Genomic DNA, 20,861 nt, shown 5'->3' with positions numbered 1-20,861 from the left:
TTGGCGGAATAATTGGGAGTAAGGGATGTCGAACGCTGCTGAAGCGCCGAAGCAAAACCGGGTTATTGACCTGAAAGCCGGGGCTCACATGATGGTGCTGGATGCGGGGATTTTCTGCGTCTTCCATGCTCCGGGTCAGCCCGGACCGGGACCGTCGGGTCTGCCCGGGGTCCGGATTTCCCGTGCTCCCGGTACGCCGCCCGGGGTCGTTACGGTAAGTACCTTTGAGGAAGACGGCTGGATCGGGGGAGCCAATGGGGCCGCCCTCGTCCGTGTCATGCGCGGTCCTGCCGGTGTCCTCGTGACGACCTATCAGGAACCCAACTCCCCGCATCCCGCTCCCCAGCTTCAGGTGGCCCAGCTCGCTGGTCCAACCTCAACCGCGGCTCCGGCCGCCGCTGCGCCGCCATCCGCTCCTGCTACACCCGTCGCTCCCCAGTCTGCGGAACAGCCCGCGTCTGCTGGCAGCGAAATTTCCGCACATGTCCAGCGCCGTGGAGACGTGGCAGCGGCAGTCGGACAGTGGATGGGAGTTCCCGGCAGCCAGAACTGGATCGAAGGATTCAGCATTGCTCCTGAGCTGGCTGGAGTCACGGCTGCGGACATCGAATATCAGGCTGTTCTGGGCAAGGGCTGGCTTTCCCCGTGGGCCGAAGGTGGTCAGTACTGTGGCTCACGTGGCATGGCGCTTCCTATCCTCGGCCTGCGCGTACGTCTGAAGGGCGAGACGGAGACGACGCACAAGATCCGCCTGACGGCTACCTTTACGGACGGAACGCGGCTTGGTCCGGTTGAAGGTACGGATGCGCTTGAGGCGGATAGCCTGGCACCTCTCGAAGCCTTCCTGCTCGAAATCGTCTCCATTGACGACACGATGCCTGCTGAGACAGATTTCGGGAAACCCGTCCGCAAGACGTCCTCCCGGACGGCGGCAAAGCGCAAGACGGAAACGGCTGCGTCCTGACCGTCTCCCGATCCGGCACGGAGCATCACTTCGTACCGGATCGTTCTGAAAACGCGTTCGTGCCGTCTTCTCCATCTCCCGGAATCAAAAGAGGCACCTGCCAGATTAATGGGAGAAGGTGTGCGCTACCTTTTCGTTCATCAGAATTTTCCCGGACAGTTCCTGCATTTCGTTCGCCATCTCCATGCGCAGGGTGGTAACGAGATCGTCTTTATTTCTGAAGCCAATGAAGGGAATATTCCCGGGGTCCGGCGGGTTATCTACAAGGTGCCACGTCTGCCCGCTCTTGCTACTCATCCCCATCTTCGAGAATTCGAGCATGGCGTGCTCCGGGCGGAAGCCGTGGCAAAAACGGCCCGGACGCTCAAGGATCTCGGCTACGAGCCGGATATCATCATCGGGCATCACGGATGGGGCGAACTCCTGAATCTGGTGGATGTTTTCCCCAAGTGTCCCATTCTGGGCTATTTCGAGTTCTTCTATCACGCGGATCGTAACGATGTCGGGTTCGATCCTGAATTTCCTCCCGCCCCGGAACTGGCGGCGGGCGTGCGCATCAAGAATGCCATAAACCTTCAGGCGCTCTGCCTGCCTAATGGCTATGGCCAGACGCCTACCCTGTTCCAGAAGAATACCTATCCCGGCTGGGCGCAGGATAAACTGTCCCTGCTGAGAGAAGGGGTCAACCTCGATCTCTGCGCACCCGACCCACAGGCACGGCGACGCAATCTCGTTATCGGTGACGTCAGGATTTCCCCCAAGGACACGCTCATCAGCTATGTAGCGCGCAACCTTGAACCCTATCGCGGATTTCATACTGTCATGCGTTCCCTTCCCCGGATTCTTTCCGAACGCAAGGACGCTCATGTCATTCTGGTCGGCGGGGATCAGGTCAGCTATGGCGTCAGTCCGGGCAATGGAAAAAACTGGCGGGAAGTTCTCCTGCAGGAGATGGAAGGCCAGCTGGATCTGGATCGCGTCCATTTTGTCGGGAAAGTTGCATATGATGACTTCCGGGCCATCCTGAAGCGGACAGATGCCCACCTCTATCTGACATATCCTTTTGTCGCATCATGGTCCCTGCGCGAAGCCATGGCCTGTGGCTGCCCCATTGTCGGGAGTGATACAGCCCCTGTCAGGGAATTCATTACGGATAAACTGACAGGTCGTCTGGTTTCCTTTTTTGAACCTGAACGTCTGGCTGAAACTGTACTTGATCTTCTGGAAAAACCGCGAGCTGCGAGACAACTGGGAAAAGAGGCCCGGAAATACGCGGAAGCCGAGTTGTCCATGGAAACATATCTGAGGAAATATGATGAGCTGGTAAACCGGATTGTTTCGGAAAAATAAAAGTGCTTTGCTATTGTTGGATTTGACGGGATTTTCACGAAGAAATCACCGTTTTCACTAAATTACTGGTGCAATCTGAACTTTCTTAAAGATTATCAAGATTCTCTCTGGCAAGTTTCAGAGGCTGCGCTAAAATCATTGAAAATATCTGGGAGATGGTAAGTGATTTACTGCTACGTTGATGAAATAACTCCTGATTTTATCAGAGGATGGGCATTTAATCCGAACCAACCTCAGACTCCTGTAAATCTGCATGTTATTTTCGACGAGCAGGAAGTACTTCAGATCCAGTGTGACGGTCTTCGCGAAGATGTTGCGCAGGCCGGTGTTCCTTCAGTGCATGTCGGGTTCCAGTTTGCTCCCCCTGATCAGGTTCTGGACGGTAAAACAAGAAAACTGACGTTCAAGAGCCGCGTGGATGAGATCACCCTGATTTACAACAATCAGGAGACGGTTGCGATTGACTTCGAACAGACGCTGCCGGAACAGATTTTTTCCTTCGTTGATGGCAACAAGGCAGGCGCCCTCTGTGGTTGGGTCGTGTCGGGAAACCGCGTCACGGGCATGAATGGTGGTCGTGATCTTCTGGTTACCTGTGGTGGTGAGAAGGTGGGCCAGATCTCGGCCGACCGGTATCGCGGAGACGTAGGAAAAGTCCTGTCCTGCGATCCGTATTGCGGCTTCCAGTTTGTTCCGCCGCCCCTATTCCGGAAGTCCTATCCGCAGGAATTTCATTTCTACGTTCTGCCTGAAATGAAAGAGCTGGATAACAGCCCGTATTTCACGAGTTTTGTCTCTGACAAATACGAAGGTGTTGTTCTGGACGTGGTTGACCAGATCGATGCCCTTCATGCGCAGCTCACGCAGCTGCGTAGGCAGGTCCGCGCCATTCTTCCACAGCCCGGTTATACGCTGGCGGACTATCATGGTTGGGCTACGGAATACTTCCCAATCCTGCGTCGTTATGTCGACCGGACCCGTGTCGCCAGTACGAAAGAACCGCTGGTCAGTGTCATCTGTCCGGTCTGGCGTCCTGATCTGAGCGATTTCCGGGCGGCCGTCGAAAGCGTCATCAATCAGACCTGGAAAAACTGGGAACTGATCATCGTCGATGACTGTAGCAAGGACGAAGAACTCCGGAAGCTGATTCTCGAATTCGTCGATCTGGATCCTAGGATTCAGGTGATCTTCAAGGAGACGAATGACGGCATCAGCGGGACAACGAATGTTGGCCTTGAAAATGCCAAGGGCGAATGGATCGCCTTCTTCGATCATGACGATCTTCTGGTCGATGTCGCGATTGAATACATGATGAGGGAAGCGGAAAGAAGCCAGGCTGATATCCTGTATTCAGATGAAGACAAGATCGACCGCAGCGGATATTACACTAACCCGTCCTTCAAAACGGACTGGAATTACCGTCTGCTTCTGGGGGTCAATTACGTCTGCCATTTCGTCATGGCCAAAAAATCCCTGGTCGACAAGGTCGGTGGCCTGAACAAGAAATATGATGGCGCGCAGGATCATGACTTCCTGCTGCGGGTATCGGAAACCATTCCGGCCCGGAAAATTCATCACGTTCCGGAAATCCTGTATCACTGGCGTATTACCGCCAAATCCACGGCAGCCGATATCGGTAACAAGAGCTATGCTGTCGATGCTGGTGTACAGGCCGTCTCCGACCATCTGGCACGGCGCGGCCTGCCGGCCGAAGTGACATCACAGCTCAATAACACGTTGTATGTCGTGAACTGGACTTTCACCGACGAACCGAAGGTGACCATCATCGTCCCGTACAAAGACGAAATTGCCACGACAAAGCGTTGCCTTGATGCGATCGTCAATCTGACCGCTTACAAGAATTACGACGTCATCCTGATCGATAACTGGTCAATAACGAAGGAATCCAAGGCCTTTGCCAAGGCAGTGGAAAAACTCCCGAACGTCCAGATCCTGACGCTGAAGGAAAAGTTCAACTATTCCCGTCTGAACAACAAGGCCGCGGCCCTGTCCGATGCGGATTTCGTCCTTTTCCTGAATAATGACGTGTTCGTCGAGCAGGAAAACTGGCTGAACATCCTTGTCAATGAGGCTCTGGCTGATCAGGAAGCCGCCATTGTCGGGGGCAAGTTCGTCTATCCCAACCAGACGGTTCAGCATGCTGGTGTCCTGCTAGGAATCGGGGATGTGGCTGGTCACGCCCATATCGGGATTCCCCGCGATGAAGGCGGGTATGCAGGCCGCGCCTATTTCCCGCAGGAAATGTCCGCCGTGACGGCGGCTGGTATGCTCGTCAGGAAACCGGCTTTCGACATGGTCGGTGGTTTCGATGAGGAAAACCTCACGGTGGCCTTCAACGACATCGACCTGTGCCTCAAGATCCGGGATGCAGGCTTCAAGGTTCTCTGGACGCCTGATTTCTGCGCGGAGCATCATGAAAGCCTCAGCCGCGGAAGCGATGACCGCCCGACCACAGAACGCCGTTTCTTCCACGAGACCCAGTACATGCTGGAACGCTGGGGAGATCGCCTCCAGCGCGACCCCTTCTACAACCCGCATTTTGCGCTGGATCGACAGGTCTTCTTCGATCTGATTGCTCCAGGCGTAGATGTGGACCGGTATCCTCCGCTGCCCAAAGACCAGAATCCTGCACCGCATCTCTGGTCAAAATCTGAGTCTAAAACAGCCAAAGCAGCGCCTTTCAAGGCTGCTGCCGCGTCTTCGACCGCGACTGCAAAACCGACTACCAGACGGAAGAAGAAAACTTCGGCCTGAATAGAGCGTCAGTCCAGACGGTCCCCTCCCTCGCATGATCTCATGCAGGGGAGGGGGCTGTTTTCAAAAGAGTTCAATGACCAGAAATAATCTCGACCTGATGCAGAGCACCTTTGGCGGGTGGATTGTCAAAAAGACGCCACATGCGCCGCCTGTCCGTCTCGAAGACACTGATTTTCAGGAATTGCAACAAGCTGCCTTGGCCGATCTGTCTGTATCGGAACATCCTGACTGGCAGGAACTGCGCGCGCTGACAGCATCGTGGCTGGTGCAGCGCAGCCGGGGAAAAGCCCCTTCGCCTCTGGGAGAAGAGGACTTTCGCACTATTGTCGGGATCGTCCAGGACCCGCTTTCTGGCAGTGGGATTCCAGATGCAGATGAAACATCCTCTCCTCCGCTATCCGATGATCCTTACCATTACGCCCGGGAACATCTGGCACGCTGTCTCTGAATAAAAAGGCGGGGGACCTTAATGGTCCCCGCCTAAACAGCGTGCCTGTGGAGCTACGCCTTATTGACGCTTGCCCGTATGGTCCCCATCGCGCATCTGGCCGGTCGGTTCCTGAACATGGGCTTCCAGAAACCACAGGTTCTTGTCCAGCGCGCGGGAAATCTCCGTGAAGAGATCGGACGTGTCATCGTCTCCCGCTTCATCCGTTACCTTGATGGCTTCACGCATATTGTTGGCAACTGTCGCATAGCGGTCGATCAGTGCCGAGATATGATCGGCCACACGATAGATGTCTGTCGGGTAGGGGGTGCAGTTGCTGTTTTTGCTAACATCCTGCACGGTGCCAAACGCGGTGCCACCCAGCTGTACGGCGCGTTCGGCCGTCATATCGGAGAAATTGTCAATTCCAGAACGAAACCCATCCAGCATTTCGTGAACGCCGATGAATTGTGGTCCCTTCAGATTCCAGTGCGCCTGCTTGGTGATGAGGGCCAGGTCGATGAGATCAGCCAGACGGGCATTCAGGGTCTCGATCGAAACGGATTTCGTATTGTCCGCGGTATTATTCTGGGTGACGTGACGATGTGCCTTGGAAGCCACGGTAATTCTCCTGATCTTGAAATAGGGGTTCCATATCCACGACAGGGAAACCCCGGAACCCCTTGGGCCCCATGCCTGGAATTCCCGAAGAAAACAGGAACTTATGGCTTGAAAACACATTCCGTGAAGCATGCTCTCAGGGCCTGATTCGAGGTCTGCCTCTCCGAACGCATGATGAAAAGGAAAGTTCTCCGCCGACTGGCGTTTCAGATGAGGCCCGGCGGAAAATGCCCCTATGACACAAATCTTTCATGCTCCGGTGTCCATCCGCCGGTTGTCCTGCGGGAAACGGGCGGCTAATGCACTCAGAGGACGGCGCCTGTCGCCGGATCGTGCCCGTTTTTTCAAAGTCAGAGCCCGCCCTGCATGACAGCCGCTCCAGCCAGACAGTCCGAAAAGGCCCGTCTATCCTCCAGTGCCACAAATCGTAGTGGGGCGGACACGGCCTTTCATGGCTTCGTGGCCGCAGCGGCTCTTCTGGTGCTGGTGGTTCTGGGCGGCCTGGTCGTCCTCATGGGGGTCGGGGGCAGCCAGGCTTTTCGGACATTCGGCTTCGGCTTTGCTTTTCGTGATGTCTGGAACCCGGTCACGCATGTCTACGGCGCGCTGGCGCCACTGTTCGGCACGCTGGTCAGCACGCTGATCGGCGTCGTCATTGCCCTGCCGCTGGCGTTCGGCACGGCGTTCTGGCTGACTGCCATAGCCGCCCCGCGCGTCGCCCTTATCGTCGGTACGGCGGTGCAGCTTCTGGCTGCCGTTCCCTCCATTATTTTCGGCATGTGGGGCTTCTTTACAATCGTCCCCTTCATGGCGCGGCACGTCCAGCCGTTTCTTGGCCATCATTTCAAACATGTTCCCGGGCTTGGTCCCCTGATTTCCGGCGCTCCGTTCGGGACCGGCCTGATGACGGCAGGTATCGTTCTGGCCATGATGATCGCCCCTTTCATGACCGCCGTCATGCGTGACGTTTTCGAAGCCATGCCCAACATGCTGCGGGAAAGCGCCTATGGTCTGGGGGCGACACGCTGGGAAGTGATGCGGAAGATCGTGGTTCCCTGGTCCCGGTCCGGCATGATCAGCGCGGTGGTCCTCGGCATGGGACGGGCGCTTGGCGAGACGATGGCCGTGACATTCGTGATCGGAAACGTCACAGCGGTTGGTTGGTCCCTTTTCGCGCCGCGCAGCACAGTGGCGTCCCTGATTGCCCTTCAGTTCCCCGAAAGTCCGGCCGGTTCGCTGCAACTGTCTTCCCTGCTGGCACTCGGTTTCATCCTGATGCTTCTGTCCTTTGCCAGCCTGAGTCTGGCGCGGATCCTGCGGGGAGGACGCCAGTGAACGCCCTGCCATCGTCTTCCGGCGGCTGGAGACCCAACCCGCGCGGCGCCCGCCGCCAAAGAGCTGACCGGCTGGCAACGGCTTTCGGCATGGTGGCGGCCGGAATTCTTGTCCTCGTGCTGGGGTCCATCCTCTGGACCCTCCTGTCTCGCGGTATTGCCGGCCTGTCTGGCAGCGTGTTTCTCAGAGCCATGGGGCCTCCGGGTTCCGGAGGCGGTCTGGCCAACGCCATTGCCGGCAGTATCATTCAGACGTTCCTGGCACTTCTGATGGCCACGCCTCTCGGACTGGGCTGCGGGATCTATCTTTCGGAATATGGCGGGAAAACCAACCGGTTCGCCTCCTGCGTCCGCTTCGTTTCCGACGTTCTGATGTCCGTTCCCTCCATTCTGGTGGGTCTGTTCGTCTATCAAGTGCTGGTCGCGCCGCTGGGGCATTTCTCGGGTTTCGCAGGTGCCGTGGCGCTGGCCATCCTCGCCACGCCCATCATTGTCCGCACCACGGAAGACATGCTGCGTCTCGTGCCAACCGCCATGCGCGAGGCCGGTGCGGCGCTGGGTGCGCCGCGCTGGCGCGTGACCCTGTCCCTCTGCCTGCGCTCCGCCAGAACGGGCGTGCTGACCGGTATCCTCCTCGCGCTGGCCCGTGTCAGCGGTGAGACTGCTCCCCTGCTGTTCACGTCCCTCGGGAACCAGAACTGGTCCTTCAGTCTCAACCGGCCGATGGCCAGCCTGCCGATCGCGATCTACCAGTATGCCGGCGCATCCTACGAAGACTGGGTGCAACTGGCCTGGGCTGGCGCCCTGCTGGTGACGCTAGGTGTGCTGGCCATCAATATTGCCGTCCGCATCTCGGCGCGACGCGGATGACCCTACAGGATTCCATGATGAACGAGACCAAACCGCAGGTGGCCCTGTCGGTCCGCAACGTCAACTTCTATTACGGGCAGAACCACGCCCTGCACGACATCACGATCGATTTTCCCGCACGTCAGGTTACGGCGATGATCGGCCCGAGCGGCTGTGGCAAATCCACCCTGCTGCGGATCTTCAACCGGATGTACGACCTCTATCCGGGCCAGCGGGCCACGGGTGAAGTCCTGTTCGACGGCCGCAACATTCTCGACACGGCCATCGACCTGAACACCTTGCGTTCCCGCGTGGGTATGGTGTTCCAGAAACCGACACCCTTTCCCATGTCGATCTATGACAACATCGCCTTTGGCGTGCGCCTGCATGAAAAGCTCTCCAGATCAGAGATGGATGATCGTGTTCAGGACGTCCTGACCCGTGTGGCGCTCTGGAACGAAGTGCGTGACCGTCTCCACGCTCCCGCAGCCGGTCTCTCCGGTGGCCAGCAGCAGCGCCTGTGCATCGCCCGTTCCATCGCCACGAGGCCGGAAGTCCTCCTGCTGGACGAACCGACCTCTGCGCTGGACCCAATTTCCACCGCCCGTATCGAGGAACTCCTCGATGAACTGAAGGAAGAGTTCACCATCGCCATTGTGACTCATAACATGCAGCAGGCCGCCCGCTGCGCCGATCAGGTGGCGTTCTTCTATCTGGGACGGCTGATCGAAGTGGACAGTGCGGATCGTATCTTCACCAATCCGCGCCAGCAGCAGACCCAGGACTATATCACCGGAAGATTTGGATAATCCGCCATGGCTGACAGATCTCACATCGTCAAAAGCTACGAGCAGGAGCTGGGCCAGCTTAGATCCATGATGGCGCAGATGGGCGGTATCGTGGAAAACCAGGTGGCCCTGGCCCTTTCCGCAATCGCGGACCGCAACGAGGAAGCCGCCGAAGCCGCCGCCCGGCAGGATCCGGAAGTGGACGACCTGGAACGCGACGTCGAGGGCCTGTCCATCCGTCTCCTCGCGCTCAGAAGCCCCATGGCCGGGGATCTGCGCGAAATTGTCGCCGCCCTGAAGATCACAGGTGATCTGGAGCGGATCGGAGACTATGCCGCCTCCATCGCGCGGCGTTCGCTCAAGATCCAGATCGCCGAAGGGCAGATTTCCCTCTCGGGCCTGCGGAGCATGGGTCGGCTGGTACAGGACAACCTCCGCCGCTCCATCGACGCCATTACCCAGCAGGATTCCAACCGCGCCATGGAAGTCTGGCATTCGGACCGTGCGGTTGACGAATATTACACGGCCCTGTTCCGCGAACTCGTGACCTACATGATGGAAGACCCGCGCAATATCCGTTCCTGCACGGAACTCTTGTTCATCGCCAAGAACCTCGAACGGATCGGTGATCATGCCACGAACATCGCCGAGCGCGTCTTCTACGCCGTAACGGGGGAAAACCTGCCGTCCCTGCGTCCCCGTGGCGGTCCCGCCGCGGCGGAAGGCCTGCCGGAGCCCGACGCACGCTGATGACGACGGCTTCGATACGCGCCAAGGGATTGATCCTCGTTGTGGAGGATGATCCTGCCCTCCTGCTGATGACACGCTTCAACCTGGAACAGCGCGGCTACCGGGTCGAAACCGCTCCGGACGGGGAAACCGCCCTTGCCATGCTTGAGGCTTCCCGTCCCGATGTCGCGGTCCTCGACTGGATGCTGCCAGGCCTTTCCGGGCTGGATGTCTGTCGCCGCATCCGCAGCAATCCAGGCCTGCGTGACCTGCCCGTCATTCTCATGACGGCGCGCTCGGATGAGCCGGATATCATCCGTGGGCTGGACACAGGCGCAGACGATTACCTGCCCAAACCCTGCAGCATCGACACGCTGGATGCGCGGCTGAGGGCGCTTCTGCGGCGGCACCAGTCGTCTTATGATGTCCTGTCCTTCGCGGACATCACGCTGGACCCGGAAACTCACCGCGCCGAACGGGCAGGACGGCAGCTGACCCTCGGCCCCACGGAATACCGGTTGCTGGACCTTCTGATACGCAACCCGCGCAAGGTTTTTTCCCGTGAAGATCTGCTGCGCCGCATCTGGGGGCAGAACATTCATGTCGAGATCAGAACCATCGACGTGCATATCCGCCGTCTCCGCAAAGCCATCAACGCTCCAGGCGAGGTAGATATGGTCCGGACGGTCCGGGCAGCGGGTTATGCCCTTGATGACGGCCCGGTCGAGCCCTCTTGAGGATCAGGTCCGACACGGGAAGACATGGCTGCCCCGCATGACATGCTCCTGCCGCTGACGGTCGCTCTGGGCGTGGCAGCGCTGGGCGGCTGGGGCGGCCTCGTTGCTTCCGTGCTGTACAGGCGCCGGAGCACGGTCCGGCCTTCGGATGTGCGGACCGTGGCGGACCTGTCTGCGCCGGATCTGCGCCTTCCGATCGACGCCTTTCCCGCGTCCGTTTTACTGGTGGATGCGCTCGGCGCACTGTTGCACGCCAATGAAGACGCCATTGCGCAGTTCGGTGATTCCATGGGGGCCATCCTGCGGCATCCGGCGACGCGCGCGGCCCTTTTCGCAGCGCTCCGGGCGGAGCCGGCAACGGAAGGAGATCCCGTCCCACTCTGCTCCACGACCCTGACACTGGACGTTCCCGTCCCCCGTACCCTCCATCTCGCCCTGCGCCGTCTGCCTGGCGGTAAGGGACGGAGCCGCCGTCTGCTGGTGGTCCTGTCCGACCGGAGCGACGCACAGGCTGTGGATCGGATGCGAACGGAATTCGTGGCCCATGCCAGTCACGAACTCCGGACCCCGCTTGCGTCGATGAGCGGTTTCATTGACGCGCTAAAGGACGGGGCAGGGGAAAGCGTGCAGCTGCGCACCCAGTTTCTGGACATCATGGCTCAGCAATGCGCCCGGATGAAACGCCTGATCGACCGACTGCTCTACCTCTCCCGCGTGCAGGCCCATGAGCATCAGCGGCCCCGGGATCTACTGGACGTCTCCGAACTCATGGCGGTGGTTCTCGGAGAGATTGCACCCCGCTTCGAACAGGAGAACCGCCACCTTCGCGTGGATGTGGAAGATGGGCTCCTCATCCATGCCGATGAAGACGAAATGACGCAGGTGCTCCTCAACCTGATCGAGAATGCCCTGCGTTATGGCGCCGGAGCGGAGGATGGGCTGACCGTCACGCTTTTCGCCCGCCGCCAGATCACGGCGGATGACTCCTGGCCGGCAGAAAACGGTGTGCTAATCGGAGTGCAGGACAATGGCTGCGGCATTGCCCCCCATCACCTCCCGCGTCTGACGGAACGGTTCTATCGCGTGGGAGAAGCCCGGCAGGACGGGGAAGGCACAGGGCTGGGCCTGTCCATCGTCCGCCATATCCTGGACCGCCATGGCGGACGTCTGAAAATCGTCAGCAGCCCGGGAAACGGAGCCACCTGCCTTGTCTGGCTCCCGGCGGCCGGTGAAAGCCGGAATGGTTCAGATCCGGATCATGCCTGACCGGAGCGGCTGCGGCCCAGAAGCATCCATCCTCCGACCAGAACCAGCCCGATCAGCGGAATGGCGCTGACCGTGATGGTACCGTCAGGATAGTCAAAGGCCATCATGAGAACGACAAAGGCCAGAAAGCCCAGTGTGGCCCATGTCGTATAAGGCGCGCCCGGCATTCCAAAGGTGGTCGGCGCAATGTCCCCCCGGTTGATGGCTGCCCGCAGTCGGAGCTGGCAGATCAGGATGAAACCCCATGTGCTGATGATGCCGAGAGCCGAGAAATTCAGCACCACCTCGAACACGCGCGCCGGGATCAGGTAGTTCAGCCCCACACCCACCAGATAGACAGCCAGTGTCGCCAGGATGCCAACATACGGCACGGAACTGCGATTGAGGCGGGACAGTGCCTGCGGGCCGGAGCCGCCAAGCGACAGGGCCCGCAGGACACGCCCTGTGGAATACAGCCCGGAATTGAGGCTGGAGAGCGCCGCCGTCAGAACCACGATGTTCATCAGCGTCCCGACGCCCGGCACACCCAGGGCCTGAAAGAAGGTCACGAACGGGCTTGTCCCGGCGTGATAGGCCGTCCAAGGCAGCAGGCACACCAGCAGAACGACCGATCCGACATAGAACAGCCCGATCCGCCAGATCACGCTGTTGATGGCACCGGGCAGGATTTCACGGGCGTCGTGGCATTCTCCGGCCGCCGTCCCGAGCAGTTCGATGCCGGAATAGGCAAAAACCACCCCCTGAAGCAGCAGAAGCGCCGCCCCGATCCCATGCGGGAAGAGGCCGCCATTTTCGGTGATCAGGTGAAAGCCGGTCGCATGGCCATCCACCGGGACGCGCGCGCCAAGGATGATTGCCCCCACGATCAGGAACAGCGCCAGCGCCACGACCTTGATCAGGGAAAACCAGAACTCCATTTCCCCGAAATACTTCACGCCGATCATGTTCATCGTACCCACGATTCCCAGCGCCACGAGCGCGAACGCCCATTGCGGGACAGGCAGGAACACCGCCCAGTAATGCATGTAGAGCGCGACAGCGGTAATATCGACGATGCCGGTCATCGACCAGTTGAGGAAGGACAGCCAGCCTGCGGCATAGGCGGCTTTTTCCCCCAGGAATTCACGCGCATAGGTCACGAAGCTGCCGCTGGTGGGGCGGTACATGACCAGTTCGCCAAGGGCACGCAGGATCAGGAAGGAAAAGAGGCCACAGACCGCATAGATGATCGCCAGCGAGGGCCCCGCCACCTGAAGTCTCGATCCGGCTCCCAGAAACAGGCCTGTCCCGATGGCACCGCCAATGGCGATCATCTGCACATGCCGGCGATCCAGATCCTTGTGATACCCTTCCTCGCTGATGACCTCGTCCGTTGAGGGAACATGATCGTGAGCAGGGCTGGTCGTCATCTGCACATCCTGTGGAAGTCAAAAATAGGGCCGGTTGGAAGGGAGAACCTGTTGTCTACGCGCAATGCGCAGCTGCCATGCCCGGAATGCATGGGAACATAGGCGAAACTTGTCCCGTTGCCAACGCGGTTTGGTTTCTGTCCGCAGGATGAAGAGACCGGAGACCTGTGGCGCTGTTTTCCCTGTGCCGTACGGGCACGATGCCCCGGCTCAGTGGCCGGGTGGAACCGCCATGCAGGCCATGCCTTCGCCTGCTAGCGTCGAGCAGGCATGCGCCGCTCCCGTGCGGCTGATTCCGGTCAGCCGCGCACGCCAGAACCGCGTCCCGTGAGCCAGGGTCGGCTGAACCTCGATTCGGGCGGACTCCAGAGACGAAAAGGCCGTCTGCCGGGCCATCGTGGCGGCAAACCGGGCCTGACCGATATTCGCGAAAGCGCCGACCTGAACGCCCCACGGTCCATAGCTTCCAGGCATGTGATATCCGACCACGACTGTATGAGGCGATGTCGTCTGTCGGGCGGGACTGCGCGCAGGAGTCGGGATGACCGGAGGCGGCGGCAGGTTGGATGCCGTCATCTCCATGCCGGAGGATGAAGGTTCGGCCGCGGGTGCTGCCGTCGCGGCTGGCGGGGGCAGCTCCTGCTGGGGCATGGGCGTATCGGCGCAGGGGACGCTCGGATCGTAGGCGTCATCAGCGTTGCAGGGCGCAACCGGTGCCGGTGCTTCAAGAGGTCCTGAGGAGGAGGGGACGGGCGTGAAATGTCGGCGCGCCCAGACAGCACTGACGCTTGTCTGACCACTGCTTTGAACGGGAGCGGACTGCATGGCGATCATCTGGCTGCTGTAAGGCGCCTGCTGCGTTTCAGGCGCCTCTGCAACCTCCATCGGCGAGGCATTCAGCTGTGATGCGCTGGCGTAACTGGCCAGCGGTCCAGTCATGGCCACCTGTGTCCCCAGATGAGGCGTGATGCTGGCAACGTAATTGACCGTCTCGCTCGGCAGCGGACGCCCCTCGTACAGGTAATCCTCAAGCCGGACCGGACCGGCATTATACGCGGCCAGAAAGGCTGGCGCGCCATATTTGCGGGCCAGGATGCTGATATATCCCGTTCCCGCCATGATGTTGTCATGCGGTTCATAAGGATCGGATCCCAGCCCGTAACGTTCCTGCATGTCGGCATAGGTCTGGGGCATGAGCTGCATCAGCCCCATGGCGCCGGCGCTGGAGGTGATGGGCTGTCCGTCCATATATTCATGTCCGCCCGATTCCTGATGGATGACGGCGCGGATCCAGTCTTCGGGAATCGAGAAGCGCTGGGCCGCCTGCCGGATATACGGCCCCCACGGGTCCGTAGGCGTTCCCGGTGCCCTGTAGGCTCCGTTCGCCATGTAATACCGGTTGTAGGGCGAGCGCTGGGAGGCACATCCCGACAGTACCAGCGCGGCGAATGCAAGTGTTCCGGCGGAGAGGACAACATGCCTTTTCCTGTTCCCCATAAACCCGCTGTTAACATTTTCAGATGATGATGCGGACTGTCCGAAAGAGAAGGCAGTCGAGCGGTGGCAATGGAATCTCAGGAAACTGAAACGACAGAAAAGAAAGGCGGTCGGCGCAGGATCATGCTTCTTGCCGGCATGATCTGTCTGCTCCTCCTGGGTGGCGGCGCCTTTGCCTGGCGTCATTTCCATCATTCCGCTCCTTCGCCCGTCTCTGCCGCCAGCCGGACCGTTCGCTGGATTACCATCCCCATTCCGCCCGTCCTGTCCAATCTCGATTCCGGGACAGGGCGGATCCGTTATGTCCGCATCAATGCGCAGCTTGAAATCGAAGACAGCAAAGAAGCCACACGGATCAGCACCCTGATGCCGCAGATTCAGGATGCTTTCCAGACATGTCTGCACGGAATGCGCCCCGAGGAGCTTGCGGGCAGCGGGATCTACCGCCTGCGGGAAACGATGCTGGTCCAGATCACCAATATCGTCGCCCCTCTGCAGGTGCGGAATCTCTTTTTCGCGGAGGTTCTTGTCCAGTGAGCGATACCCGTTTCGAAAACGGGGCAGATGTTTCCCCACCTCCCGACAGGACGCCGCCAGCAGGCCGGTCTCCCGCCCATCCTGGGCAGGGGCAGGGATTCGTGGATGGAAACGAGGGCACAGGCCGGATTCTGGATGCGGCGGAAGCGAACCGTCTGGCCCGGAATGACCCTGCTTTCGGCACGCCCGCAGAAGGACGGGACATCGAACGTCTCATCAGCACGACGGCTGTCTCCTATGAGCGTCTGCCGATGCTGGAGGTGGTGTTCGACCGCTTCATCCGGATTTTCACGACCAGTCTGCGCAATTTCACCAGTGACAACGTTGAAGTCACCCTGGACCAGCTCAGTTCCCAGCGGTTCGAGGATTATCTCGCCCATATTCCCGGACAGTCCATGTTCGCGGTCTTCAAGGCGGAGGAGTGGGATAATTACGGTGTTCTCGTCATTAGCTCTCCCCTGATCTATAGCGTGGTGGATGCCCTGCTCGGCGGCCATGTGCGTCAGGATATCCCGCCCTCCGGCATGCCTGACACGCGCCAGCCCGGCCGCCATCACACCGCCATTGAGCGGGCGCTGATTGAGCCTCTGGTTCGCATGGTCCTGACAGATCTGGCCACCAGCTTCAGTCCCCTCTGCGCTGTCAATTTCCGTTTCGAACGGCTGGAATCCAATGCCCGTTTCGCCACCATATGCCGGGCGTCCAACGGCATCGTTCTCTCCCGGTTCGGAATCGACATGGACGGGCGAGGGGGTGATGTGGATCTGGTCCTGCCCCATGCCGCGCTGGAACCCGTCCGGGAAATCCTTCTCCAGCAGTTCATGGGAGAGAAATTCGGCCATGACGGAATCTGGGAGAACCATCTGGCCGAGGAACTCTGGCAGACGGACATGACGCTGGATGTCGTGCTGGAAGAGCAGACAATGAATCTCAGTGACATTCTGGCCCTCGCGCCCGGGGACAGGCTCATCCTGCGCCGTGATCCCGAGGCACTTGTCCGGATCAGATGTGGGGGACGCACCATGTTCCATGGAAAACTTGGCAAACGGCATGGTCATGCCGCCGTCCGGATCGAAGAGACCGTCAACCAGAATACCGGCTCGGACCGGTTCAATTCCTACAGCTAGTTCGGAGCATCATCATGGACAGGTTTCAGCTGAGCCTCGAAATCGCCCTGTCAGTGCTGCTGCTGGTGACGATTTTTTATAGCCTTTACCTTGGACGTGCCCTGTCGGTCCTGCGTCGTGACCGCCATCAGCTCGACGCCCTGATCGCCAGCCTGCAATCCAGCAGTACTCAGGCGAAAGCCGGCATAGACCACCTGCGCCAGACAACAGAAATCGTCGGGCGCGCCCTGAGCAAAACAGTGGAATCCGGACAGACCCTCAAGCGTGATCTCGTCGTGCTCTGCGAACGTTCCGAAACGCTGGCCCAGCAACTGGAGACCCTGCTTCCCCTCGGTCGCGTTCCGGCCCAGTCTGCCGTGGCAGACACGCCTGAACCGGCTCCCTCTTCCCGGGATGACATGTTCAGGGCTGTAAAGCGTTTCCGGCAGGAAGAGGGACGGGTCACGAAAAGCAGCAGCAAGGGCGCGGCGGAACGGGAGTTCATCCGTGCCCTTCGTGAGCGACAGGGATAACGGGAGAATGTTCTTCCGTCTTCTTCATTTGGCCTGCGGACTGATGATCGTCCTGCTAGGGCTCAAGATTTACGCCATCGCCGGTGATCTGACATCCGCCACGCCCGATGATCCGTCCAGTTCCGTCACGTCAGCCGCTATGGCGCAGCCTGCGCCCTCGCCTCCACAACCGGCATCCGGGGCTTCGCCCGTTCAGCTACCGGTCCCGACGCCCGCTCCTGCGGCCATACCAATTGTCCCCACGGCCAGCCTGTGTGCGGCCAACACCTGCAAGGGACCGGTGATGCCACCACCCGGCGTCTCTCCCGCGGACCCGGCTCTCAGAACCCAGCTGGCCGAACGGGAGAAGGAACTGGATCACAGATCCGCTCAGCTGGATGACCGGCAGCGTCTCGTTGATGCGGCCGAAGCCGAGTTGCAACGTCGCATGACCGCGCTGGACGCATCCCGTTCGGCGCTGGAAGAGAGCGAGCATCATTCGGACGTACTGCTGAATCAGGACGCGGACAGGCTGGTCCGCATTTATGAAGCCATGAAACCGGCGGATGCGGCAGCTATTTTCAATGTCCTTGATCTTCGGGTCGGTGTCGCACTCCTGAACCGCATGAATGCCCGCAAGGCGTCTGCGATCATGGAAGCCATGTCCCCCCAGCGCGCCATTCTGGTGACGCAGCTTCTGGCCAACGCACACGTCCATCCGGCGGCGGTCGTGTCGACTGGTGGCAATGGATGATGCGCCTGTTCCCGGCTGCCCTGATGTTCCTGTGTTTGTCCGGGATGGCGCTGGCCCATCCCGTCGCCCATCAGGCCGAGACAGGCGATGCCCTGCCATCGGGATGGACCTTCGTGAACGATCCCTCTCCAATTCTTCCGCACCCCGAAGCCGCCGTACAGGAAGCCCGCGCGTCTCACGCCCCCCCGTCGGGCATGACACCTCCGTCCCCGGCGCCTGTACCGTCCACGTCTCCCAGAGCAACCGGCCTGTGGCTGCCGCTTGGTGAAATGACCTCTGTCGCGGCTTTCCGGGACAGGAACCGGCTCGTACTCGTCGCATCCGGAAGGCATGTGCTGGATACGGCAGGTTTCGCGGCGGACGGCACCTTTGCATCCCTGTCCAGCCGGTTGCTGGACAGTGTTACCATCGTGACGATCGGCATGGCGGGCGGACCTGATCCCGTCCTGCGTCCTGCAGGCAGCGGCTGGACCGTCTCACTGTCGCCGGATGCAAAACTCCAGCCCGACATGCTTCTGGGCCAGACACAGGGCGCCCTGACATTCACATCTCCCGCGGCAGATGACGTCCCCCAGGTCGTGGCGCTGGATGATCCGGATTCCGGCAGGCGCCTTTTGCTCGGATTGACGCGTTCCGGTGTCGTATCAAAAGGCAGGACGCGTCACGGAGCCGGCTTTGCCATTCGCGCCAGTCTCATGGGCGTAGTCGTGGCCGCCGATTCCGACGCGATTGAATTGAGGCAGGCCGGGAATGTTCTGTTTCTGGACACGACAGGCCCAGACAGTTTCCCGCTTCTGGCGACAGGGCAGCTTCAGCCTTATGGCGCGTCTCTTTCCGGGGTAGGGCTGGGCACATCCGGACAGGGAGAAGGGTTGCGCCGGGCCGAGAAGACGGCGGCGCTGGCCCCGGCAGGGCAGCGTTTCGAAGCCAGGCTGCGTGTGGCGGAGTCCGCCGCCCGGCTGGCCAATGGACCTCTGATCGCAGAGGTCATGGATGTCGCATTGCAGGACAATCCCGAAGGCGTGGCCCGTCCGGATGTGCAGCGGCTTCTTCAGATTGCAGCAGTTCTGAACCAGCGCCCGAATGCCGCTCTTTTGCCAGAAGGAGGCGGAACGGCTCCGGAAGACCAGTTCTGGCGCGGCATGACCCGCATCGTTCTCCCATCGCACCAGCCGGATAATGAAGCCGTCATGCCTGAGCCGGAAGACAGGAAACGGACCGCTGATCTGATTGCCGCTGGCCTTCCGGTTCTGCCTGGTTATGCACAGGCTCTGAAGCAGAGGCTTCTGCCTCATGCAGCGGAATGGGTGGCGCGTTATGGTTCTTCCGATGCCGTGTCTGCGCTGAAAAAAATACCGGCTATTCCCCCTCTGACCGAGGCTCTTCTGGCGGCCCGCGACAAAATGCCGGATGCAGACGCGAAGCTGGCCAGACTGACGCATGATCCGTCGATGCTCGTCTGGCCCGTAGCGCGTGAGGAGCAGCTTAGGCTGGCCCTGACAGCGAAATCACGGCCACCGGGTGAAATTGCAAGCCAGCTGGACAGTCTGCTTCCGGCGCTGCGTGTTGCCGGCCGGGAGGCGCCTGCACGCCTGTTGCAGTTGCAGGCCCTGATGGCGGCGCAGGATCTGAGCAAAGCCCAGAATGCTATCCAGGAGTGGAGCCGGCTTTACCCACAGGACGCCGACCATGTCCTGCCCCAGCAGCGTATTGTAGCACAGGCCATGGCGCAGACGATCCCACAGGGTCCGGATCAGGCCATGCAGGATGTCACTCTCCTGAAAGATGCCCTTGAACATGCGACGGATGATGGATTGCGGCGCAATTTCCTGACGGCTCTGGCCAATCGCTACAAGACGCTCGGCCTTCCGGAGCAGGAAAGGGAGACGCTGCTGAGCCTGCGTACCTTCCAGATACCACCGGAACGCGACAGCACACAGATCCGTCTTGCAAGGCTGGATCTGGCCATGGGGGACATCGCGGCGGCCCAGACTGCACTGGCCTCATTCGCAGGTATCCAGCCCCCGGTCGTGACGGCTCTGGCCGGTCATCCTCCGCCACGGAACGTGGAGGTGGCGTTACTGAAAGCCCGGATCGACGTGGCGCAGCATCAGGACGGTAAGGCTATGCAGGAACTGGCCGGACTGGATGATCCCCGGGTCCTGACCCTGCAGGCCGATCTTGCGGAAAAAGCCTCGGACTGGGGTCGGGCCGTACCCGCATTGCAGCGTCTGCTCGGGCAGCAGTTTCCCGGCCCGGGCCCCGTGACCACGCCTCTTTCCGAGGCACAGCAGGCTCTGATCCTGCGTCTTGGCGGAGATGCGGCCCGTGCGCGGGCGCAGGACGTCATTGCCTGGCTCCGCACCCGTTTTGACGCATGCATGACGGACACCCCGGCGGAGACCATGTTCAGGCTTCTGGTCGGAGAAAACAAAAAGCCTGATGGGCCTGCTTCAGGGGCAGGTCAGGGTGTCGGTGGGTAGCGGTGGCCTTTCAGAAAGACCTCGACGCCATAGGCAATGAACTGGTCCAGATTTTCCCCGCGCCGTTCCGGTTTGCAGAACGTCAGGCTGGCCAGCAGGGGGCCACCCAGTGTCATGCCGAACAGCAGATCGGCTGCTTCATGCGGATCCTGGATATGCAGGTTGCCGTTTCGGTTCTGGAGTTCCAGCCATCCCTGAAGAGGAAGTCCGTGCCCTGAGAGATGGAAAAGGTCCGCTACCAGCTGGCGCACGGCCGGGTTGCGGTTGGTTTCGGAGACGACGGACCGCAGCAGGCTCAGCCGTTCCGTGCAGAATAGGACGCGCGCAACGTAGCTCATGAGACCGAACAGCTGACGGTCGAGCGGTTCATCCGGTGAGGGCGTGTAATTGATCGGGGCAAAAAGCCGTTCGAGAATCAGCGTTTCGAACAGGGCTTTCTTGGAATCGAAAAACTGGTAGAGCGTCTTTTTGGACATTCCCGAGCAGGCGGCGATGCTGTCCATGGAGGCAGCATGGTATCCATGTGTAGCCAGCATTGAACTGGCCGCATCCAGAATTCTTGTCCTCCTCTCCCTTTCGTCCAGCTGGGGCGTGCGACCACAGCCGCCGGACAGGGAACCTTCAGGGAAGGTGGAAGAGGACGAATTCAAGTTAAACTCCACTCTGGTGACATACTCTGAATTGACGTCAGTCAAAGAAACCCGCTAGTTTCCCTCTCAG

General features: G+C 60.0%; 19 protein-coding genes. 15 read left to right on the top strand and 4 right to left on the bottom strand.

The features are described 5' to 3' along the window. The first annotated feature begins 25 nt into the window (after positions 1-25). From GMO_RS07440 to GMO_RS07425, 4 genes are all read left to right on the top strand, one after another. Positions 26-964 (top strand): hypothetical protein, encoded by a 939-nt coding sequence (locus GMO_RS07440; protein ID WP_008851726.1) that lies wholly within the window; start codon positions 26-28, stop codon positions 962-964. A gap of 120 nt (positions 965-1,084) precedes the next feature. After that, a complete protein-coding gene (locus tag GMO_RS07435; protein WP_040508660.1) occupies positions 1,085-2,314 on the top strand; it encodes a glycosyltransferase family 4 protein in 1,230 nt (409 codons plus the stop codon). 336 nt (positions 2,315-2,650) lie between these two features. Then, the gene (locus tag GMO_RS07430) at positions 2,651-5,089 is read left to right on the top strand and encodes a glycosyltransferase family 2 protein (protein WP_245528456.1); all 2,439 of its coding nucleotides are present in this window, start codon (positions 2,651-2,653) and stop codon (positions 5,087-5,089) included. 76 nt (positions 5,090-5,165) lie between these two features. After that, the gene (locus GMO_RS07425) at positions 5,166-5,540 is read left to right on the top strand and encodes a hypothetical protein (RefSeq protein ID WP_040508609.1); all 375 of its coding nucleotides are present in this window, start codon (positions 5,166-5,168) and stop codon (positions 5,538-5,540) included. 60 nt (positions 5,541-5,600) lie between these two features. Here the strand turns inward: GMO_RS07425 and dps are convergent, their stop codons facing one another. Continuing rightward, positions 5,601-6,140, bottom strand: coding sequence for a DNA starvation/stationary phase protection protein Dps (gene dps, locus GMO_RS07420; protein ID WP_008851721.1), 540 nt, complete (start codon positions 6,138-6,140; stop codon positions 5,601-5,603). A 366-nt stretch (positions 6,141-6,506) separates the two neighbouring features. Here dps and pstC point away from each other — a divergent pair, with 366 nt between their 5' ends. Genes pstC through GMO_RS07390 form a run of 6 tightly spaced genes read left to right on the top strand, consistent with a single transcriptional unit; the run spans position 6,507 to position 11,843 of the window. Continuing rightward, complete coding sequence (gene pstC / locus GMO_RS07415) at positions 6,507-7,475, top strand: phosphate ABC transporter permease subunit PstC (RefSeq protein ID WP_008851719.1); 969 nt, start codon at positions 6,507-6,509, stop codon at positions 7,473-7,475. Beyond that, positions 7,472-8,344, top strand: a complete 873-nt coding sequence (gene pstA / locus GMO_RS07410; RefSeq protein WP_008851718.1) for a phosphate ABC transporter permease PstA — start codon at positions 7,472-7,474, stop codon at positions 8,342-8,344. The genes pstC and pstA overlap by 4 nt, the downstream gene beginning before the upstream one ends. Positions 8,345-8,361: 17 nt before the next feature. Further along, entirely contained in the window at positions 8,362-9,132 is a 771-nt protein-coding gene (gene pstB / locus GMO_RS07405; protein ID WP_175282597.1) for a phosphate ABC transporter ATP-binding protein PstB, read from the top strand. A 6-nt stretch (positions 9,133-9,138) separates the two neighbouring features. Beyond that, positions 9,139-9,861 (top strand): phosphate signaling complex protein PhoU, encoded by a 723-nt coding sequence (gene phoU, locus GMO_RS07400; RefSeq protein WP_040508606.1) that lies wholly within the window; start codon positions 9,139-9,141, stop codon positions 9,859-9,861. Beyond that, positions 9,861-10,577 (top strand): response regulator, encoded by a 717-nt coding sequence (locus tag GMO_RS07395; RefSeq protein WP_008851715.1) that lies wholly within the window; start codon positions 9,861-9,863, stop codon positions 10,575-10,577. The genes phoU and GMO_RS07395 overlap by 1 nt, the downstream gene beginning before the upstream one ends. Before the next feature lie 24 nt (positions 10,578-10,601). Beyond that, entirely contained in the window at positions 10,602-11,843 is a 1,242-nt protein-coding gene (locus GMO_RS07390) for a sensor histidine kinase (RefSeq protein WP_008851714.1), read from the top strand. On the opposite strand, the gene GMO_RS07385 is transcribed toward GMO_RS07390, so the two are convergent. Beyond that, positions 11,834-13,252, bottom strand: a complete 1,419-nt coding sequence (locus GMO_RS07385; protein WP_040508603.1) for an amino acid permease — start codon at positions 13,250-13,252, stop codon at positions 11,834-11,836. The genes GMO_RS07390 and GMO_RS07385 overlap by 10 nt on opposite strands. A 210-nt stretch (positions 13,253-13,462) precedes the next feature. Further along, positions 13,463-14,749: a lytic transglycosylase domain-containing protein gene (locus GMO_RS07380; RefSeq protein WP_008851712.1), complete on the bottom strand. Its 1,287-nt coding sequence runs from the start codon at positions 14,747-14,749 to the stop codon at positions 13,463-13,465. Between the two features lie 69 nt (positions 14,750-14,818). Here GMO_RS07380 and GMO_RS07375 point away from each other — a divergent pair, with 69 nt between their 5' ends. The 5 genes from GMO_RS07375 to GMO_RS07355 are packed head-to-tail and all read left to right on the top strand — an operon-like array spanning position 14,819 to position 20,141. Next, a complete protein-coding gene (locus tag GMO_RS07375) occupies positions 14,819-15,286 on the top strand; it encodes a flagellar basal body-associated FliL family protein (protein WP_008851711.1) in 468 nt (155 codons plus the stop codon). Next, the gene (gene fliM / locus GMO_RS07370; protein ID WP_008851710.1) at positions 15,283-16,413 is read left to right on the top strand and encodes a flagellar motor switch protein FliM; all 1,131 of its coding nucleotides are present in this window, start codon (positions 15,283-15,285) and stop codon (positions 16,411-16,413) included. Before GMO_RS07375 ends, fliM begins: the two co-directional genes overlap by 4 nt. A 14-nt stretch (positions 16,414-16,427) precedes the next feature. Further along, a complete protein-coding gene (locus tag GMO_RS07365) occupies positions 16,428-16,925 on the top strand; it encodes a DUF6468 domain-containing protein (RefSeq protein WP_008851709.1) in 498 nt (165 codons plus the stop codon). Positions 16,926-16,932: 7 nt separating this feature from the next. Beyond that, positions 16,933-17,658, top strand: coding sequence for a MotE family protein (locus GMO_RS07360; protein WP_008851708.1), 726 nt, complete (start codon positions 16,933-16,935; stop codon positions 17,656-17,658). Next, a complete protein-coding gene (locus GMO_RS07355) occupies positions 17,655-20,141 on the top strand; it encodes a tetratricopeptide repeat protein (RefSeq protein ID WP_008851707.1) in 2,487 nt (828 codons plus the stop codon). The genes GMO_RS07360 and GMO_RS07355 overlap by 4 nt, the downstream gene beginning before the upstream one ends. Here the strand turns inward: GMO_RS07355 and GMO_RS07350 are convergent. Beyond that, the gene (locus GMO_RS07350; protein ID WP_280985124.1) at positions 20,123-20,803 is read right to left on the bottom strand and encodes a TetR/AcrR family transcriptional regulator; all 681 of its coding nucleotides are present in this window, start codon (positions 20,801-20,803) and stop codon (positions 20,123-20,125) included. The two genes, GMO_RS07355 and GMO_RS07350, sit on opposite strands and share 19 nt — an antisense overlap. Positions 20,804-20,861 lie beyond the last annotated feature (58 nt).

The organism is Gluconobacter morbifer G707 (assembly GCF_000234355.1).
Classification (GTDB): Bacteria; Pseudomonadota; Alphaproteobacteria; order Acetobacterales; family Acetobacteraceae; genus Gluconobacter; species Gluconobacter morbifer.
Note: the sequence above shows the minus strand (reverse complement) of the source record. Positions and strands in the feature narration are given on the sequence as shown.

Bases quoted from the DNA above. Each gene is read 5' to 3' on its own strand.
- GMO_RS07440 (WP_008851726.1), top strand. From the start codon at position 26: ATGTCGAACGCTGCTGAAGCGCCGAAGCAAAACCGGGTTATTGACCTG.
- GMO_RS07425 (WP_040508609.1), top strand. From the start codon at position 5,166: ATGACCAGAAATAATCTCGACCTGATGCAGAGCACCTTTGGCGGGTGG.
- pstC (WP_008851719.1), top strand. From the start codon at position 6,507: ATGACAGCCGCTCCAGCCAGACAGTCCGAAAAGGCCCGTCTATCCTCC.
- pstB (WP_175282597.1), top strand. From the start codon at position 8,362: ATGAACGAGACCAAACCGCAGGTGGCCCTGTCGGTCCGCAACGTCAAC.
- phoU (WP_040508606.1), top strand. From the start codon at position 9,139: ATGGCTGACAGATCTCACATCGTCAAAAGCTACGAGCAGGAGCTGGGC.
- GMO_RS07395 (WP_008851715.1), top strand. From the start codon at position 9,861: ATGACGACGGCTTCGATACGCGCCAAGGGATTGATCCTCGTTGTGGAG.
- GMO_RS07390 (WP_008851714.1), top strand. From the start codon at position 10,602: ATGGCTGCCCCGCATGACATGCTCCTGCCGCTGACGGTCGCTCTGGGC.
- GMO_RS07385 (WP_040508603.1), bottom strand. From the start codon at position 13,252: ATGACGACCAGCCCTGCTCACGATCATGTTCCCTCAACGGACGAGGTC.
- GMO_RS07380 (WP_008851712.1), bottom strand. From the start codon at position 14,749: ATGGGGAACAGGAAAAGGCATGTTGTCCTCTCCGCCGGAACACTTGCA.
- GMO_RS07375 (WP_008851711.1), top strand. From the start codon at position 14,819: ATGGAATCTCAGGAAACTGAAACGACAGAAAAGAAAGGCGGTCGGCGC.
- GMO_RS07365 (WP_008851709.1), top strand. From the start codon at position 16,428: ATGGACAGGTTTCAGCTGAGCCTCGAAATCGCCCTGTCAGTGCTGCTG.
- GMO_RS07360 (WP_008851708.1), top strand. From the start codon at position 16,933: ATGTTCTTCCGTCTTCTTCATTTGGCCTGCGGACTGATGATCGTCCTG.
- GMO_RS07355 (WP_008851707.1), top strand. From the start codon at position 17,655: ATGATGCGCCTGTTCCCGGCTGCCCTGATGTTCCTGTGTTTGTCCGGG.